The organism is Falsiruegeria mediterranea M17 (genome assembly GCF_900302455.1).
Lineage (GTDB): Bacteria > Pseudomonadota > Alphaproteobacteria > Rhodobacterales > Rhodobacteraceae > Falsiruegeria > Falsiruegeria mediterranea.
Genome location: NZ_ONZG01000004.1, coordinates 218569 through 234465 on the forward strand (window position 1 = coordinate 218569; position 15897 = coordinate 234465).

17 protein-coding genes are annotated in these 15897 nt (G+C 60.1%); 9 read left to right on the top strand and 8 right to left on the bottom strand.

The features are described 5' to 3' along the window. Positions 1-92: 92 nt before the first annotated feature. Entirely contained in the window at positions 93-2543 is a 2451-nt protein-coding gene (hrpB, locus tag TRM7615_RS09550) for an ATP-dependent helicase HrpB (protein ID WP_108786845.1), read from the bottom strand. Positions 2544-2575: 32 nt separating this feature from the next. Then, the gene (locus tag TRM7615_RS09555; RefSeq protein WP_108786847.1) at positions 2576-3292 is read right to left on the bottom strand and encodes a DUF3108 domain-containing protein; all 717 of its coding nucleotides are present in this window, start codon (positions 3290-3292) and stop codon (positions 2576-2578) included. An 80-nt stretch (positions 3293-3372) separates the two neighbouring features. Between TRM7615_RS09555 and meaB the strand changes: the two genes are divergently transcribed. The 5 genes from meaB (at position 3373) to TRM7615_RS09580 (ending at position 6605) form a co-directional block, all read left to right on the top strand. Next, positions 3373-4350 (top strand): methylmalonyl Co-A mutase-associated GTPase MeaB, encoded by a 978-nt coding sequence (gene meaB, locus TRM7615_RS09560; RefSeq protein WP_108786849.1) that lies wholly within the window; start codon positions 3373-3375, stop codon positions 4348-4350. Between the two features lie 50 nt (positions 4351-4400). Continuing rightward, positions 4401-5168, top strand: a complete 768-nt coding sequence (locus TRM7615_RS09565; RefSeq protein ID WP_235824053.1) for an alpha/beta hydrolase — start codon at positions 4401-4403, stop codon at positions 5166-5168. A 122-nt stretch (positions 5169-5290) separates the two neighbouring features. Then, on the top strand, positions 5291-5578 hold the full coding sequence (gene rpmB / locus TRM7615_RS09570; protein WP_085794823.1) for a 50S ribosomal protein L28: 288 nt from the start codon (positions 5291-5293) through the stop codon (positions 5576-5578). Positions 5579-5742: 164 nt separating this feature from the next. Beyond that, positions 5743-6093 carry a hypothetical protein gene (locus TRM7615_RS09575; protein WP_108787286.1) on the top strand — a complete coding sequence of 117 codons (351 nt, stop codon included), beginning with the start codon at positions 5743-5745 and terminating at the stop codon, positions 6091-6093. Between the two features lie 44 nt (positions 6094-6137). Next, positions 6138-6605 carry a copper chaperone PCu(A)C gene (locus TRM7615_RS09580; protein ID WP_108786854.1) on the top strand — a complete coding sequence of 156 codons (468 nt, stop codon included), beginning with the start codon at positions 6138-6140 and terminating at the stop codon, positions 6603-6605. Between the two features lie 145 nt (positions 6606-6750). Here the strand turns inward: TRM7615_RS09580 and TRM7615_RS09585 are convergent, their stop codons facing one another. Beyond that, positions 6751-7446 (bottom strand): NAD-dependent deacylase, encoded by a 696-nt coding sequence (locus tag TRM7615_RS09585; RefSeq protein ID WP_108786856.1) that lies wholly within the window; start codon positions 7444-7446, stop codon positions 6751-6753. A 44-nt stretch (positions 7447-7490) separates the two neighbouring features. On the opposite strand from TRM7615_RS09585, the gene TRM7615_RS09590 reads away from it, so the two are divergent. Beyond that, positions 7491-7931, top strand: coding sequence for a low molecular weight protein-tyrosine-phosphatase (locus tag TRM7615_RS09590; protein ID WP_108787288.1), 441 nt, complete (start codon positions 7491-7493; stop codon positions 7929-7931). A 155-nt stretch (positions 7932-8086) separates the two neighbouring features. On the opposite strand, the gene TRM7615_RS09595 is transcribed toward TRM7615_RS09590, so the two are convergent. Continuing rightward, positions 8087-9052, bottom strand: coding sequence for a LysR family transcriptional regulator (locus TRM7615_RS09595; protein ID WP_108787290.1), 966 nt, complete (start codon positions 9050-9052; stop codon positions 8087-8089). A gap of 79 nt (positions 9053-9131) precedes the next feature. On the opposite strand from TRM7615_RS09595, the gene hisD reads away from it, so the two are divergent. Next, positions 9132-10430 carry a histidinol dehydrogenase gene (hisD, locus tag TRM7615_RS09600; protein ID WP_108786858.1) on the top strand — a complete coding sequence of 433 codons (1299 nt, stop codon included), beginning with the start codon at positions 9132-9134 and terminating at the stop codon, positions 10428-10430. Here hisD and TRM7615_RS09605 read toward each other — a convergent pair. From TRM7615_RS09605 to TRM7615_RS09615, 3 genes are read right to left on the bottom strand one after another with little or no spacing between them, the layout of a single operon-like run. Continuing rightward, positions 10427-11071 (bottom strand): glutathione S-transferase family protein, encoded by a 645-nt coding sequence (locus TRM7615_RS09605; RefSeq protein ID WP_108787292.1) that lies wholly within the window; start codon positions 11069-11071, stop codon positions 10427-10429. The genes hisD and TRM7615_RS09605 overlap by 4 nt on opposite strands. Positions 11072-11091: 20 nt before the next feature. After that, positions 11092-11409, bottom strand: coding sequence for a hypothetical protein (locus TRM7615_RS09610; RefSeq protein WP_108786860.1), 318 nt, complete (start codon positions 11407-11409; stop codon positions 11092-11094). 49 nt (positions 11410-11458) lie between these two features. Beyond that, positions 11459-12508 (bottom strand): Hint domain-containing protein, encoded by a 1050-nt coding sequence (locus TRM7615_RS09615; protein WP_108786862.1) that lies wholly within the window; start codon positions 12506-12508, stop codon positions 11459-11461. A 390-nt stretch (positions 12509-12898) separates the two neighbouring features. Between TRM7615_RS09615 and lepA the strand changes: the two genes are divergently transcribed. Beyond that, the gene (gene lepA / locus TRM7615_RS09620; protein ID WP_108786864.1) at positions 12899-14713 is read left to right on the top strand and encodes a translation elongation factor 4; all 1815 of its coding nucleotides are present in this window, start codon (positions 12899-12901) and stop codon (positions 14711-14713) included. A gap of 67 nt (positions 14714-14780) precedes the next feature. Here lepA and TRM7615_RS26215 read toward each other — a convergent pair whose 3' ends face one another. Beyond that, a complete protein-coding gene (locus TRM7615_RS26215) occupies positions 14781-14897 on the bottom strand; it encodes a hypothetical protein (RefSeq protein ID WP_370739791.1) in 117 nt (38 codons plus the stop codon). Here TRM7615_RS26215 and TRM7615_RS09625 point away from each other — a divergent pair. After that, positions 14872-15729 carry a hypothetical protein gene (locus TRM7615_RS09625; protein ID WP_108786866.1) on the top strand — a complete coding sequence of 286 codons (858 nt, stop codon included), beginning with the start codon at positions 14872-14874 and terminating at the stop codon, positions 15727-15729. The two genes, TRM7615_RS26215 and TRM7615_RS09625, sit on opposite strands and share 26 nt — an antisense overlap. Positions 15730-15897: the final 168 nt, after the last annotated feature.

Here is a 15897-nt window from a genome sequence, read left to right on the forward strand (position 1 = left end):
CATCAAAGATGCACGCCCTCCCGTTGGGCCCGGCAGCGCGCCTGCGGCGCGCTGCAGTTGCGTTCAGCCGCACGTGTTTGGGCAAAAGCGGATCACTTACGCCGTTTGGCGCGCAGGGTGGGGTCCTCTTGGGTGGGGTCTTCGGGCCAGGGGTGTTTGGGATATTGCGCCCGCATATCCTTGCGCACATCCGCATAGGATCCGGTCCAGAACCCGGGCAGATCGCGGGTGATCTGGATCGGGCGTTGTGCGGGCGACAGAAGCGTGATCTTCAGGGGCACCCCGCCGCTGGTGGGATGCCGCGTCACCCCGAACATCTCTTGCAGGCGAACCTGGATTTCAGGGTTGCCGTCGGCGTCATAGTCGATGGCGATCTTACGCCCCAAAGGTGTCACGAATTTCGACGGCACCAGGCGATCGAGCGCCTGCGTCTGGCCCCAGCTGAGTGCCGATTGCAGCGCAGGCAGCGGGTCAAACCGCCTCCAGTCTTCGGCGCTGCGAACGCCGGGGAGCATCGGCAGCAGCCAATCCTCAAGCGTGGCCATCAGTCCGTCGTGCGAGAAATCCGGCATCTCGGCCCCGTCCGCACGGGCGAGTTCCACCCGGGCCGCCAGGCGCGCACCAGCCCCGTCTAGACGCAACCCCAGATCGCGCACGCCATCCAGCATGGCCAGGGCAACCGCATCAGGCGGGACGTCCTTCCAAATGCGGTCATCCAGCGCGATTGCACCGAAGCATTCACGCCTGCGGGCCACCACGCGGCGCTCGCGTTTCGACCATTCACAGTGATCGAGCCACGCGATCTGATCAGCAAAGAGGGCGCGGACCTCACCCTCGGAGATGCGTGCAGCCAACCTGACGCGCGCCTCGCGGGGGTTGCCGTCGGTGTCGAGTGCAACGATCAGCGGTGCTGCGGCCAGAGTGTCGCTGTCCTCCATCACCACGCCTTTGCCGCCTGACAGGACATAGCGCGCCGCGTCGCCTTTGCGCCGCTGTCCGATCCGGTCGGGATAAGCGAGTGCGGCCATGGCGACGGGTGACAGGTCGCTGTCTTGGGGGCGGGTCAGGGCGCGCAGGCGCTTGGTCTCAGCCCGGACGCGATCAAGGACGCCAAAGTTCACCTGATAAGACCTCTTGCGCTGAAACGCTTTTGGATCGCGCAAAGCCTCGAGCCGCAGGGTCAGATCGGTGGGGGCTCCACGCAGAGGGTCGCGTTCGGCCAACAACGCAGCCAAGGGGGCCGCCGCTTGCCCGGCGGTCACCAACATATGTGCCAAGCGCGGATGCAAGGGCAGGGCGGTCAAAGCGCGCCCGTGGTCGGTCATCCGGTTGGAGGTGTCCAAAGCGCCCAGCATCTGCAAGAGCGCGCGAGCCTCGGCCAAAGCGCCTTCGGGCGGGGGCGTCAGGAACGCCAGGTCGGAGGTTTCCGCGCCCCAAAGCGCCAGTTCCAATGCAAGCCCGGTCAGATCGGCGGCTTCGATCTCGGCCGGGGGATAGGCAAAGAGCGCGCCTTCCTCTCCTCTGGTCCAGAGGCGATAGCACACGCCGGCAGCCACGCGACCCGCGCGGCCTGCGCGTTGGGTGGCCTCGGCCCGGGTCACGCGTTCAGTGACCAGCCGCGACATGCCCGAACCGGGATCGAACCGGGCGCGGCGGGCCTGACCCATGTCGACCACCACGCGGATGTCCTGAATGGTGAGTGAGGTTTCAGCAATCGACGTTGCCAGCACCACTTTTCGACCTGATTGGACTGGGGCAATAGCGGCGCGTTGATCACCGAAGGGCATCGCGCCAAACAGCGGTCGGACGGTACAATCCCCGGACAGCCGCCCGTTCAAGGCCCCCTCGGCGCGGCGGATCTCTCCTTCGCCGGGCAGAAACACCAGAATACCGCCGCCGTCGGCCCGTGTGTCACGCTCTGCCTGTACCACCAAGTCGACCAGGGCATCCAACTTGCGTGCCTTGGGGGGCAACGGTCGGTCGAGCCAGCGGGTTTCGACAGGGAAGCTGCGCCCTTGCGAGGTCACCAGCGGTGCTTTCATCAGGTCGGCAACTGGGCCAGCGTCGAGTGTCGCGGACATCGCGATCAGCATCAGGTCGTCACGCAGGGCCTCGGCAACTTCCAAGCATAGGGCCAGGCCAAGATCGGCGTTCAAAGAACGTTCGTGGAATTCATCGAACAAGATCGCACTGACGCCCGGCAGGTCTGGTTCGGATTGCAACATGCGGGTCAGGATACCCTCGGTCACAACCTCGATCCGGGTCGCTTTCGTGGTTTTGGAGTCGCCCCGAATCCGGTAACCCACCGTCTGTCCAACTGGCTCGCCCCGGGTTTGCGCCATCCGCTCGGCGGCCGCACGAGCGGCCAGGCGGCGGGGTTCCAGCATGATGATCCGCCCGTCGCACAGGTCCGCCTCGAGCATGGCAAGTGGCACGCGCGTGGTCTTGCCTGCGCCGGGAGGGGCCTGCAGCACGGCGCGGCCCGTGCGGCGCAGGGCGTCAATCAGGTCGGGCAGGGCGTCTTCGATGGGGAGCTTGCTCATGCCCGCCTTATCGCCAAAGCAGGCGACGGCGTCTAGCGTCGGGTCAGGATGGCGGTGCCGCGAGAGCTGGTGACGCGCGCTTCTTGCACCCGCATCAAGACACCGGCGGGGACATAGGTAAGCTCATAGCTGGAATTGCGCCCCTGCCGCAGTTGCTTGGCCGAATAGCCGCCCAAGCGTTGAAACTGGCCGGTGCAGACCACGTTGTCGCCGTCGTCGCGGCGTCCGGTCATAAAGGCTATGGTACGGCGCGCGCCGTCAAAGATCGGTTGGTTCAGCGTGCACAAGCCAGCGCGCGGTTGATCGCTTAGGGCGATGAACATGGCCGTCAGCGGATCAACGGTGTCCGTCTGCGCGGCGGCATCCAGAACCTCGGCGTCTTCGGTGCCAAGTTTGCCACCCGTTAGCAGCGGAAAGCCCGAAGAATAGTCGATCTGGGCTTCGGATTTGCGCCGTCCCGTCTGAACCCGCTCGGCATAGCGTGCAGGGATAAAGCTGCCGCCCGACTTTTGCCCCTTGGCGGACATCGTGAACCAGATGCGTCCAAGCTGTTTGACCAGACCGGTTGTCTCGAATTTCGAAGTCACGGAGTAGCTATTGCTACGATCCTGGCCCGAGATGCGAAACTCACCAATTTTCACGCCCCAGGCCTGCACATCAAAGAGCGCATCGGTGTCTGCGGCCCGTGCAGAATGGGCGCCAAACAGGGGCAGGACCACGAGGGTAAAGGCAATGCGGCGAAGATACATATTGTGAAACCCCTTCAAACTCTGGACAAAGCAACCCGCTCGGCGTCAAGTAGCGCAAATTAAATAAGGGTCGAACCATCATGGACATCGCACAGCTGGGTGACAAGATTCTGACAGGCGATCGTCGGGCTTTGGCGCGCGCGATCACACTGGTGGAAAGTGGGCGCGCAGATCACCGAGCACAAGCCACAGCTCTGCTGGAACAGCTGAGTTCCGCGCGGCGACAAGCGATGCGGATTGGCCTGTCGGGAACACCAGGGGTGGGCAAATCCACGTTCATCGAAGCCTTTGGCATGCATCTGGTGGGGCAGGGGCTGCGCGTTGCGGTTCTGGCTGTCGATCCCAGCTCGTCCCGCTCGGGTGGGTCGATCTTGGGTGACAAGACCCGGATGGAGCGGTTGAGCCGCGAGCGGAACGCGTTTATTCGCCCGTCCCCCAGCCAGACCCATCTGGGCGGTGTGGCGCGACGCACGCGCGAGGCCGTTGCCCTATGCGAGGCGGCGGGGTTCGACGTCGTGCTGATCGAGACGGTGGGTGTTGGCCAGTCAGAGACGGTTGTGGCCGAGATGTCGGATCTGTTCCTGTTGCTGTTGGCCCCGGCCGGGGGGGACGAGCTGCAAGGGGTCAAACGCGGCATCATGGAAATGGCAGACCTGATTCTCGTCAACAAGGCCGATGGTGATCTGAAACCGGCGGCCACTCGCACCTGTGCCGATTACGCGGGTGCCTTGCGCCTGCTGCGCAAACGTCCGCAAGATCCAAAAGAGTTTCCCAAGGCCATGATGGTCTCGGCCTTGCAAGAGGACGGTCTGGTCACAGCCTGGGACGAGATGCAGGCGCTGATCAACTGGCGTAAGGAAAACGGGTTCTGGGAGGCGACCCGGGCAAATCAGGCCCGCTATTGGTTCGACCAAGAGGTCCGTCAGGCCCTGTTGGCGCGGCTGGATGCCCCAGAGGCGCGCGCTATGATGGATTCGTTGAGCAGCAATGTCGCAGACGGTGCCATGAGCCCCTCGGCTGCTGCAGATCAGATGTTGAGGGGGCACCTGAAAGTTTGAGTGTATTGCCGGAAACGCGACTTTTTGATGGGGACAGGCTGCGCGCCAGCATGTTCAATCCAGGACAGGATCGCCTGTTTGTCAGTTTCCGCCAGCGCACCCAAGAGGCAGGGGCCTACTCCGAAGCTGTTCCCGTGAGGTCATTTGTAAGTGCCGGATACACACATTTGCACCTGCAAGCGCGGTTGAATGATTGGTATATCAATTCCGAAACGCAAGCGTTGGAAGCTGAACTTGACCGTTTTTCCAGACAGTTCGCAGCCGTCCATTCGATAGGGTTCTCGATGGGTGGGTATGCGGCCCTCAGATTTGCCAAGGCGTTGAACCTGTCGCACCTGATCGCTGTATCGCCACAGTATTCAATCGCACCTGATCATGTGCCTTTTGATCGCCGATATCGAAAGTTTGCAAAGGAGTTTGACCCGGACCTTGGGGGGTTGATGGAGCGAGAGCACCCCGTCCAGGGGGTCGTGCTTGCCGATCCATTCAGAACGGCGGATCTGGTGCATGCGCAGATGATTGATCTGGTGTTTCCTGGCATGAGCGTGGCCCGCTTGGCGGCCTCGGGGCATCCGGCAACACAGGTCTTGCGCCAGGGTGGGAAACTTGGCGCCCTGCAAAGGCTGCTCAGAACCGAAATGGTTGGTGTGTCGCAGCTGTGCAAATTGCATCGCACGTCACGGCGTGGCAGCCCGGTTTACTGGCGTCATCTGGCGCAACGGGCGGAACAAAGCGGCCGACAGGAACTTGCGGCAACGGCCGAGCGCAGACATATTCAGCTGATGAAAGACAAAGCGTCGGAAAAGGCTGGCAGATGACTTGACGCTGGCAGCGATTCCTCCTAAACGCATCCAACCAGTTTTCGGGCGCGTCAACGGATAGCGCCCCTTGTGATTTGGCTGCGGGTGATCCCGAGCCTCCAGAAACAAAGGAAGAAACCATGTCGCGCCGTTGCGAACTGACCGGAAAAGGCCCGATGACTGGCAACAATGTCAGCCACGCCAAAAACAGAACTCGTCGTCGTTTCCTGCCGAACTTGAACGACGTCACCTTGCAGTCGGAAACCCTGGGCCGTGGCGTCAAGCTGCGCATCTCGGCGGCTGCTCTGCGCTCGGTCGACCACCGTGGTGGTCTGGACGCGTTCCTGGCCAAGGCCAAGGACGAAGAGCTGTCGGCAAACGCGCTGAAAGTGAAGAAAGAGATCGCCAAGGCACAAGCCGCGGCCTGATCGCTTCACGCGCTTTTCGAATTTCAGGAGAACCCTGCACGCTGCGTGCAGGGTTTTTCGTTTTGGTGCCTCATGGGTGGTACGCCCAAGGGTTGCGTCATGAGGTTGCAGGCGTCGATTTCAGCTTGCAGCTTGCGCCACGCGGTGTCACCTCCGGTGGCAGGATGAGCGCCTCCCTTCGCACATATCTTGCCCTTGCGCTAAGCCTGCTGGTTGTTTTGACCGGACAGGGCATGGCCGCATCGCGCGGGATGGATGCGGCGGTGGGGCAGATGGTGATCTGTACCGGCACCGGGCCGATCGTGGTCATGGTCGATGAACATGGCCAGCCAACACAAGCCCCGGCGTTTTGTCCTGAATATGCTCTAACACTGCTGGGTGCAGTTCTGCCCGATGAGGTGGCATTGCGCCCCGAGGCGCCTGTAGAGACCTCTGCGCCTGCACGTTTGACTGAAGCCTTGATACCGGCTCCGTTGATGGCCCCGTTTGCGCGGGCACCGCCTGTAACTGTCTGACATCCAAATCCCTTTCAGACAGACAAACATACAGGAAAGAAGACATGCGCTTCACCAAAGTTTTCGCCGTAGCTCTGGCAGCCGTTACCGTTGCAACATCCGCCTTTGCGGGCGACGCGATCATGATCAAGGACCCTTATGCGCGATCGGCCGGCAAAGCGGCCAAGACCGGTGCGGCCTTCATGATGATCATGAACCACGGGACCGAGGATGATCGGCTGGTTGACGTCAAATCGGACGTGGCCGCCCGGGTTGAGCTGCACACCCATAAAGAAAACGCCGATGGCGTCATGCAGATGCTGCACGTGGAAGAGGGCTTTGCCATTCCTGCAGGCGAGATGCACGGGCTGCAACGCGGGGGTGACCACGTGATGTTCATGGGGTTGAACCAACCCTTTGTACAAGGCGACATGATCCCGGTGACACTGGTGTTCGAAAAGGCCGGTGAGGTCGAGATCGAAGTGCCGGTGGACCTTGAACGCAAGCCGGAAGCGGGCGCGCACAAACACTGAAGATCGATCTGGTGGGCGGGGAGGCTCCCGCCCGTCGTTCGTGCATCAAAGATGCCCTCCTCCCGTTGGGCCGGGCGCCGGGCTGCGCCCGGCGCGTCACCGCAGAGCGCTGCACTTTACGCTGGTTTGAAGTCAGCACTGTGCCCTATCGGTTGCCGAGAAGCTCATCGACCCAGGCTGGTACCGTCTCACTGGCTGGACCAAAGCGTGTCTCGTCAAAGCTGGATACCACTGCCGAGGGGTCCAGGTTCAACTCGACCGTTCGCGCGTCCGCGGCAATTGCTTCGTGTACAAAGGCCGCAGCCGGGTAGACTTGTCCCGACGTGCCGATGGCGGCGAAGATGCTGGCCTTGGCCAGGTGGTCATAGATTTGATCCATGAAATACGGCATCTCGCCGAACCACACCACATCCGGGCGGCCCGCAGGAGCCCCGCAAGAGGGGCAGGGCTCGCCCACCTGCATCTGGTCCGGTGCTGTCCAACGATGACCGCAGCTGGCGCAGAGCGCCCCGGCAAGGATGCCGTGCATGTGCAATACGTCGCTGGCCCCGCCTGCTTCGTGCAGACCGTCAACGTTCTGCGTCACGATCACCACCTCACCCGGCCAGTCCCGTTGCAGCCGCGCAAGTGCCCGGTGGGCTTCGTTCGGCTGCGCCCGAGCTGCCTGCACGCGTCGGGCGTTGTAGAACCCCTGGACCAGAGCGGGGTCGCGCGCGAACCCTTCGGGGGTTGCCACATCTTCGATCCGGTGTTGTGACCAAAGCCCACCCTCGTCGCGAAAGGTGCCCAACCCGCTTTCTGCCGATATTCCGGCCCCGGTGAGAATGACGATCTTTTCCATGCCCGCTCCAATCCCTAAGACTGGTGGCTCAAAGGAGCATGCCCATGACCCACCGAATCCTCTTTGTCTGTCTTGGTAATATCTGCCGTTCCCCTGCGGCCGAAGGTGTTTTTCGTGCGTTGATGCCCGAGGCCAGCACCGACAGCGCCGGAACGGCCAGCTGGCATGTGGGCAAACCGCCCTATGGCCCCATGCAAGACGCGGCCCGGCAGAGGAGGCTGGAGATCGGGGATTTGCGGGCGCGGCAGTTTCAGCCGGATGACTTTGACCGGTTCGATCTGATCGTCGGGATGGATGCCGAGAACATCGAAAACATCGAAGCTCTGCGCACTGTGGGGAATGACACGCCGGTGTGTGTCTTGACCGATTACATCGACGATCCTGACATCGATCACGTGCCCGACCCCTATTACACCCGCGATTTTGACGGTGCGCTGGATCTGATCGAACGGGCGGCACAGGGATTGAAGCGGAGCCTTACTTAAGCAAAGTCAAAACAATGATCTGCTGATCAGGAAACTGAACCAGCCACTCTTGTCCGAAGGCCGGTGCGTGGGATTTATCCGAGTGATAGCTTCACCCTTTTCGACAGGATCGCCCCGCAATGTCACCGCTCTGCGCCAGACCGCGCCTTGCCAGCCTAGCTGTCGATCACGCGCAGCTGGGTGTTGAGCCAGGGCAGCTTGGCCACCGCAGGGTCGATCATCTGGCTTTGCACCAAGCGGCGCATGGTCTGGGCCACGTCGCGTGGCACCCGGTCGGCCCAATCGGCCCCTGCAAAGAGCGAGATGGTGCGCGAAAAAGACGAGAACGGCAGCGGGTAGGCGTCGATCTGGTCATGGAACCGCGCCGCCCGCATGTAGCCCAACGGGGTCGTCACCGACCAGCCCACCCGGCGGGCCACCATGGCGATCAGCGCCAGATGCGAGCCGATCTCGAACCGTTCTTCGAACACCAGCTTTTGGCGCGCCAGATGCGCCTCGATCTGGCGGCTGATGAGCTGTTCGCGGGCATAGCGCAGCAGCGGCAAACCTTGCAGCGCTGCCATGATATCCGCGCCCTCGGGCACATGGCCCTTGGGGGCCACCAACAAAAACGGGTCGCGAACCAACGGGTATTCGACCACTCCATCCAGCATCTCTCCGGTCGTGGCCGCGACGGCGATGTGCAGCCGCTGCTGTTGCATCGCTTCGCTGATTTCATGGCTGGGCGCGGTGATCAGTTTGAACCGGCATTTGGTCAGGCTGTCGGCCAGGATCGTCACCAGGCGGGGTGTCAGGTCATTGTCGAAGTCGTCGATCAACCCGATCGACAGCGTGCTCAGGTGGGTCAGGTCCATCACCGTCAGTTCGCTCTGCGCCAGCCGCAGTTCGGACAACACCGCCTCGGTTCGAGCCAGAAACGACCGGCCCGCGGGCGTCACCACCATCGGGCGCTTACCGTGATCCACCAGATCGGTCCCAAGCGCCTTTTCCAAGTTGCGCAGCTGTTGGCTGACGGCAGGTTGACTCAGGCCCGTCAGATCCGAGGCTTGCGCCACCGATCCCGTTTTTGCGAGCGCCTCGAACACCTCGAGACCGCGCAACGTCACCCCTTTCATCAGCATCTGGCAGACCCCCATAGTTTTGCCTTTTGTGAAACTCTGCGACCCAATGGTCAAGTATTGAAGTGACAGGACACCTAACATGGTTGAATATCTGAAATCCGCACCCGGCCTTGCTCCTCATTCTGCGGGCGATACAGCAGACACCGTCCAGATCATGTTGGCGCGTCTGAAGGAAGGTGGCGAGCAGGCCGTGCGCGACTATGCTGCCAAGCTGGACGGGTGGGACGGCGACATCGTTGTCACCCCCGATCAGGTAGAGCAGGCATCGCTGCGCGTGCCCGATCCGCTCAAGGCAGAGATCTGCTATGCGCACGACAACATCCGCCGCTTTGCCGAGGCGCAGCGGGCGTCTGCGATGGACTTTGAAACCGAGCTGCGCCCAGGCCTGATTGCCGGTCAGCGGCAGATCCCGCTGAATGCGGCGGGCTGTTACGTACCGGGGGGGCGGTATGCGCATATCGCGTCGGCCCTGATGACGATCACCACGGCGCGGGCGGCGGGCGTGCCCAATATCACCGCCTGCTCCCCGCCGCGTCCGGGGCAGGGCGTGCACCCCGCGATCCTGTATGCCATGTCGCTTGCTGGCGCTGACCGCATTCTTGCGGTCGGTGGTGTGCAGGGCGTGGCGGCGATGGCCTTTGGCCTGTTCGGAGCCCCTGAGGCAGATATCCTGGTTGGCCCCGGCAATCAGTTCGTGGCCGAGGCCAAGCGGCAGCTTTTTGGGCCTGTCGGGATCGATATGTTTGCCGGGCCCACGGATTCGCTTGTGATTGCTGACACAACAGCGGATGCGCTGACGGTGGCCTGGGATTTGGTGGGGCAGGCCGAGCATGGCTACAACTCACCTGTTTGGCTGGTGCTGGATGACGCGGATTTGGCAGCCCAAGTTCTAGCCCACATCCCCGGCTGCATCGCTGAGTTGCCCGAGCCCAACCGCTCCAGCGCGCAAGCCGCTTGGGACGCCTTGGGCGAGGTGATCCTATGTGCCGACCGCGAGGAGATGGCGCAAGTCGCGGACCGTTACGCGCCCGAGCATCTGCATGTGCAGGCGGTCGATCTTGATTGGTGGCGCATGCGTTTGAACGCCTATGGGTCCTTGTTCTTGGGGGCAAACACGACAGTTGCCTTTGGCGACAAAGCCAGCGGGCCGAACCACGTGCTGCCGACCTCTGGTGCGGCGCGTTACACCGGTGGCCTGAGCGTGCACAAATACCTCAAGACGGTGACCTGGCAGCGTGTCGAGGATGAGGCGCTGCCCGCGCTTGCCCGCGCCACAGCCGCCATTTCACGAGCCGAAGGGATGGAGGGACACGCGCGCACCGCCGACATCCGGCTGGAGCGGATGCACTCCCCAATTCGGGCGGTTGGCAACGGTTAAGCTGGGCCGTTTGACAAAGGATCAGTGTCGCGCAGGAATTGCCGGTTCAAGATCTGCGACCACCACCGTGATAGTGCCGGGTAATCTTGCAATGCCGATGCCCCCTCGGGGGCGCGGCAAAAGTAGCTCATCATTGGTCCTAAGTGGCAATTTGCCAGCGTCAGTTCGTCACCGGATAGAACCACCCGCTCTTTGGCGATCTCTTCCAAGGCTGCAAGAACACGGGCAGACGATTGCAAGCCTTCTGCGATCTCGTTTTCGTCTGGTTCCTGGTCTTCGAATGGGCGAACCACTCGTTGAGCAAAAACTTGCCGGATCATCGGCCAGTACCCGTAGGTGTCGATAATCGACGTGACTTGCAAGACACGGGCCCGGGCCAAAGCGCCGGTTGGCATCAAGGGTGACGCGTTCTGTATCGCGTCGACATAACTGCAAATTGCGGCAGTTTCATACAAGGTGACCTCGCCATGCCTAAGTACCGGCACGCGCCCAAAAGGGTGCGGATGTGCGTCCAGGTCTTGGGAGAATGGATCGAAATCTTCGAACCGGTAGGGGGTGCCTGTGTGATGCAGCACCCCGCGGACGATCCAGTTGTAGACCGAGTAGCGATACCCAATCAGCGTAAGAGGGGCTTCGTGCACATTGGCAGAGCCCCCGCTGCTCACTTGCAGACGGCCTGAACCAACTGACCAAACGCTTGATAACGTTCCCAAAGAGCATCGTCACTGGCAGTTTGTGACATCTTGAGTTCCTGTGCCTCGTGCGGATCTGCAAACCACTTGGCAACGGTTCGGCGGTCGCTGCGGCTTAGTGCGTCGTTGGCAACCCGTTGTATGCAGCCGCAGCGAGCAGGTGTGGCCGCGGCTCTGTCGGAGGCTACGCAGGCGCGCTTGATGACGCCATTTGCGGCCAGTGACGCGGTTGGGGCCGTGACGGCCAATGTCCCTGCACACAGCAGGGCAGTCAGATAGTACTTCATGTCATTGCCTCGGTCGTTCGTGCGGGGTCTTGCGCCCCGATCAGAATTTTTACGCACTATGGCGCAAGCTTGGGTTTGGATCAATCTTGGCGATCTCACGAAACAGTATGTCGGCTTCGTGTCGCTTAAGGCTTGGGTAAGACAAACGGTAGGGTGCAGGGTCCACGGCCGCTAATTCAGGGAAGAAATGCACGGCTTCTTCTGTGTCGCTTACCGAATTTGGGATGTGAAGGCTTTCGGTCTCGACCCCATTGGCGCGGACCGCCCGGTGAGCGTCCAAAAGCAGATGAAAGTACTCGACACCGCTGCCCGGAGCCAAATGTGCCAGGCCTGCGCTGATCAGATGGGTGGCGGGGATCCAGACCTTGACCGATCCAAACAAAATTTCGGCAACCGGATGCGTAATCAGGACGCGGTGTTGCTGCGACACGCGCAAAGGGCGGATGGCGCCCAGAGTTCCAGCCGGGATTTCAACCGGAGCAAAGCGACCGGCGGCAATGGCTGCGCGTCCCCCGGCCCATTTCACGCGGCTCAATTGGTCGGTATCTGTCCAAACACGGTCGCCTGCCTTCATGCTTTCGATCGGTCGCGGGCCCGAGGGCGTGTCGATCAGCGTGCCCCGCACAAAACAAATCGGCGTGGCGTATTCCGTGCTTTCGAAGTTCGGCCCTTCCTGAGCACTGACCACCGTGAGCGGCACGCCAACCGGGGGAAATCCGCCAGGGCCGCCGACAAAGGCAAGCCCTTCGATGGTGCCAAAGGACGGGTTGGAGTTGTTCACGTTGACGCCCACGACCTGATAGATATTCACGCCGTCGGTGAGCGTCAGGCCATACTCGGCCTCGATCCGCTGACCGTCCGAGTAGTTGACCCCATCAATGGTCTGATTACCGTCAAGGCGCTGGTTGCCATCATTGTCGCGAAAATCCGTGTCCGAGCCACCGTCGCGGATCTGCACCTCTTGCCAGGCGTTGGAATTGAGCGTGATCGTAAGCCCCACCAAATGCGAGCCGTCGCCTTGCGTGACTCCATCCAGCTGCCCGCCACCGGAAATCGTCATCTGCGATTCACCCAGGGTGAAAATCGAATAATTTGCCATGCTCTGCCTCAAACCGTCCGCGATGAAATTCGCGACTCGTACGGGGCAGGATGTTACCCGTTCTTTTTGGCAATATTAAGGTCAGATGCAGAGGCTCATTGTTGGTTGCTTGAGTATTCTCTCGCAGGCTTGCAAGGAACTTTGTACGTCTAGCAGGATGTTCGCAGTCAATGTTCTGCGTAAGTTTTTTTGGGCTACCCCTTGGTCGCGAGCCGAAAAAATCAGAGGTAGACGTCTAAGCGCATGGCGAACTGAAAGGAGTTTCTTGCTCGGTCGGTCAGCTTCATCGCGCACCCAGTCGATGAAATCGTTCATTTCGTTCCATCGTATTCTTCCGCTTGACTTGATCGACCTTGACCAGCCCGCGATTCCCAACCATATCCCCAAGCCATGACAGACCTCGCTCATATCCGCAATTTCTCCATCGTCGCGCATATCGACCATGGCAAATCCACCCTTGCTGACCGGCTCATCCAGGAGACCGGCACCGTCAAGGATCGCGACATGAAAGAGCAGCTGCTCGACGCCATGGACATCGAGCGCGAGCGGGGTATCACGATCAAGGCCAACACGGTCCGTATCGATTACACCGCCGACAATGGCGAGGCTTATGTCCTGAACCTGATCGACACCCCCGGTCACGTCGACTTTGCCTATGAGGTCTCTCGCTCCATGCGTGCGGTCGAAGGCTCGCTGCTGGTTGTCGACAGCACCCAAGGGGTCGAGGCGCAGACGCTGGCGAATGTCTATCAGGCCATCGATGCGGATCACGAGATCGTGCCGGTTCTCAACAAGATCGACCTGCCCGCGTCCGATTGTGACCGCGTGGCGGAACAGATCGAGGATGTGATCGGCATCGACGCGACCGACGCCATCCAGGTCAGCGCCAAGACCGGCGTGGGCATCCACGAAACACTCGAGGCGATTGTCACCCAACTTCCCGCACCGCAGGGCACTGTGGACGCGCCGCTCAAGGCGATGCTGGTCGATTCATGGTACGACGCCTACCTCGGCGTGATCGTCCTGGTCCGTATCATGGACGGCACCCTGAAAAAGGGCATGCGGGTCAAGTTCATGTCGAACGGCACCCTGCACCACGTCGACCGCATCGGCGTGTTCCGTCCTGAGATGGAGATGATTGATCAGTTGGGGCCCGGTGAGATCGGCTTCCTGACCGCATCCATCAAACAGGTGCGCGACACACGTGTGGGCGACACAATCACCAATGACCGCAACGGCACCGACACGGCGCTTGACGGTTTCAAGCCCGCGCAGCCGGTGGTTTTCTGTGGTCTATTCCCGGTCGACAGTGCCGAGTTCGAGGATCTGCGCGACGCCATCGAGAAACTGGCGCTCAACGATGCCTCCTTCAGCTTTGAAATGGAAACCTCGGCCGCGCTGGGCTTTGGCTTCCGCTGCGGCTTCCTGGGCCTCTTGCACCTCGAGGTCATCCGCGACCGGATCGAACGCGAATACAACATCGAGCTGATCACCACCGCCCCAAGCGTTGTCTACAACGTCTTCATGAAGGGCAAAGACGGCGAACCCGGCGAGATGATCGAGCTGCATAACCCCGCCGACATGCCCGACCCCTCAAAAGTCGACCACATCCAGGAACCGCGCATCAAGGCGACCATCCTGGTGCCGGACGAATATTTGGGCGACGTGCTGAAACTCTGCCAGGACCGCCGCGGCATCCAAGAGGATCTGACCTACGCGGGCAGCCGCGCGATGGTGGTCTATGACCTGCCGCTGAACGAGGTGGTGTTCGACTTCTACGACCGCCTGAAATCGGTGACCAAGGGCTATGCCTCGTTCGACTATCAGATGACCGGCTACCGCGAGGACAATCTGGTCAAGATGTCGGTGCTGGTGAATGACGAGCCGGTGGACGCGTTGTCGATGATGGTTCACCGCGACCGCGCCGAGATGCGGGGCCGGGCGATGTGCGAAAAGCTCAAGGACCTGATCCCGCGCCACATGTTCAAAATCCCGATCCAGGCAGCCATCGGAGGCAAGGTCATCGCGCGCGAGACCCTCTCTGCGCTGCGCAAGGACGTGACGGCGAAATGCTATGGCGGCGACGCGACGCGGAAGAAGAAACTGCTGGAGAAGCAGAAAGCGGGTAAGAAAAAGATGCGCCAGTTCGGCAAGGTAGACATCCCACAAGAGGCGTTTATCTCTGCGCTGAAGATGGATAGCTGAGGTTGGACGTTAAGGGTATCGACGCAGTGTTTTGAGTCCCTGACAGCTTTTTTGTTGAGTTTCGAACTCAACTTTTGCACTCTTTGTGCTGATTAAAGATTGTCTCGGGTGCATCGATGTCTGATGAACGAGCGGTTGCGAAAACTTCTGTTCGCGCCATGTCTGAGGATGACAGGTTTGTCATTGAGTGTGCAATTTCTCGGATAGCGGAACTCAACAGAACCCTTTTAGGGTATCGAGTTTTCTATGCAGCGATTCTGGGCGCGTTCTTTACAGCTCTGTCTTTCGTATCAGGGGTCGCTGAAAATGCTTCATTTCTTCGCTACCCCGATGCTTACGCATTGGTCGTTTGCCTCCTTGTGTCAGCTACACTCGCGGCTGCGACGATCGCGGCGTTCCTAGATTTCTTACATCAGGATTTCATAGAAGACTGTGTATCCAATATTCGTTTCATAGAAAAAGTTCATCGTCGATATAGCGCTCGTGCCATTTTTAATCGGAAGAGAAAGCCGATCGCAGGTGTGAGGCTGAATATCACGATTGTCTTGTTTTACTCGCTTCCTATTTTCACCCTGTTTGTCGCTGTTTATCTGATATGCGGCATGGGGCTTAACGTGATCCCTTTGCAGGAGTACGTTCAAGTTTACGAATCTGTGTTGGAATATTGCAAAGAGGGGATACCACTTCCTCAAGATCCTCCCCAGCAAGGTTGTGAGGCCTTTTTGTTGGAGTTCCAGTTCGCGGACGGGTTTAAGAGGATCCTACCTTTAGTCCTGTACGTTTGTTCTGGCTTTGTTTCTTACTATATATTTTTTGCCGGACATCGGATAATACGACGTGCATATCCTGTCGCCGTGTCGGTAAAAAAATTTCGCATCTCGATGAGGTGGCGACCTCATTATGATCGGGTCTTCAATGATTTTATCACTGTCTTTTCCGTAGTGGTTTGGACAGGGTTCTTCGTTTTGATGTTCTCGGAAATTGGGCGCGAAACCTATGTGAAAATGATGTTCTGAATGTTTGCATCTTCGAATATGCTCTTTTGAAATTTGCGAGGCCAAATTTCTTTGTCTTGTATAAGGTATGCTAATTTTGGCGCGCTCGAGGAGGGGCGTTAGGTAAACCAACACGAAATAGCCACAAGCTCTGAACATTCTTGCATCTTGTTTCGGGGAATTGGGGCA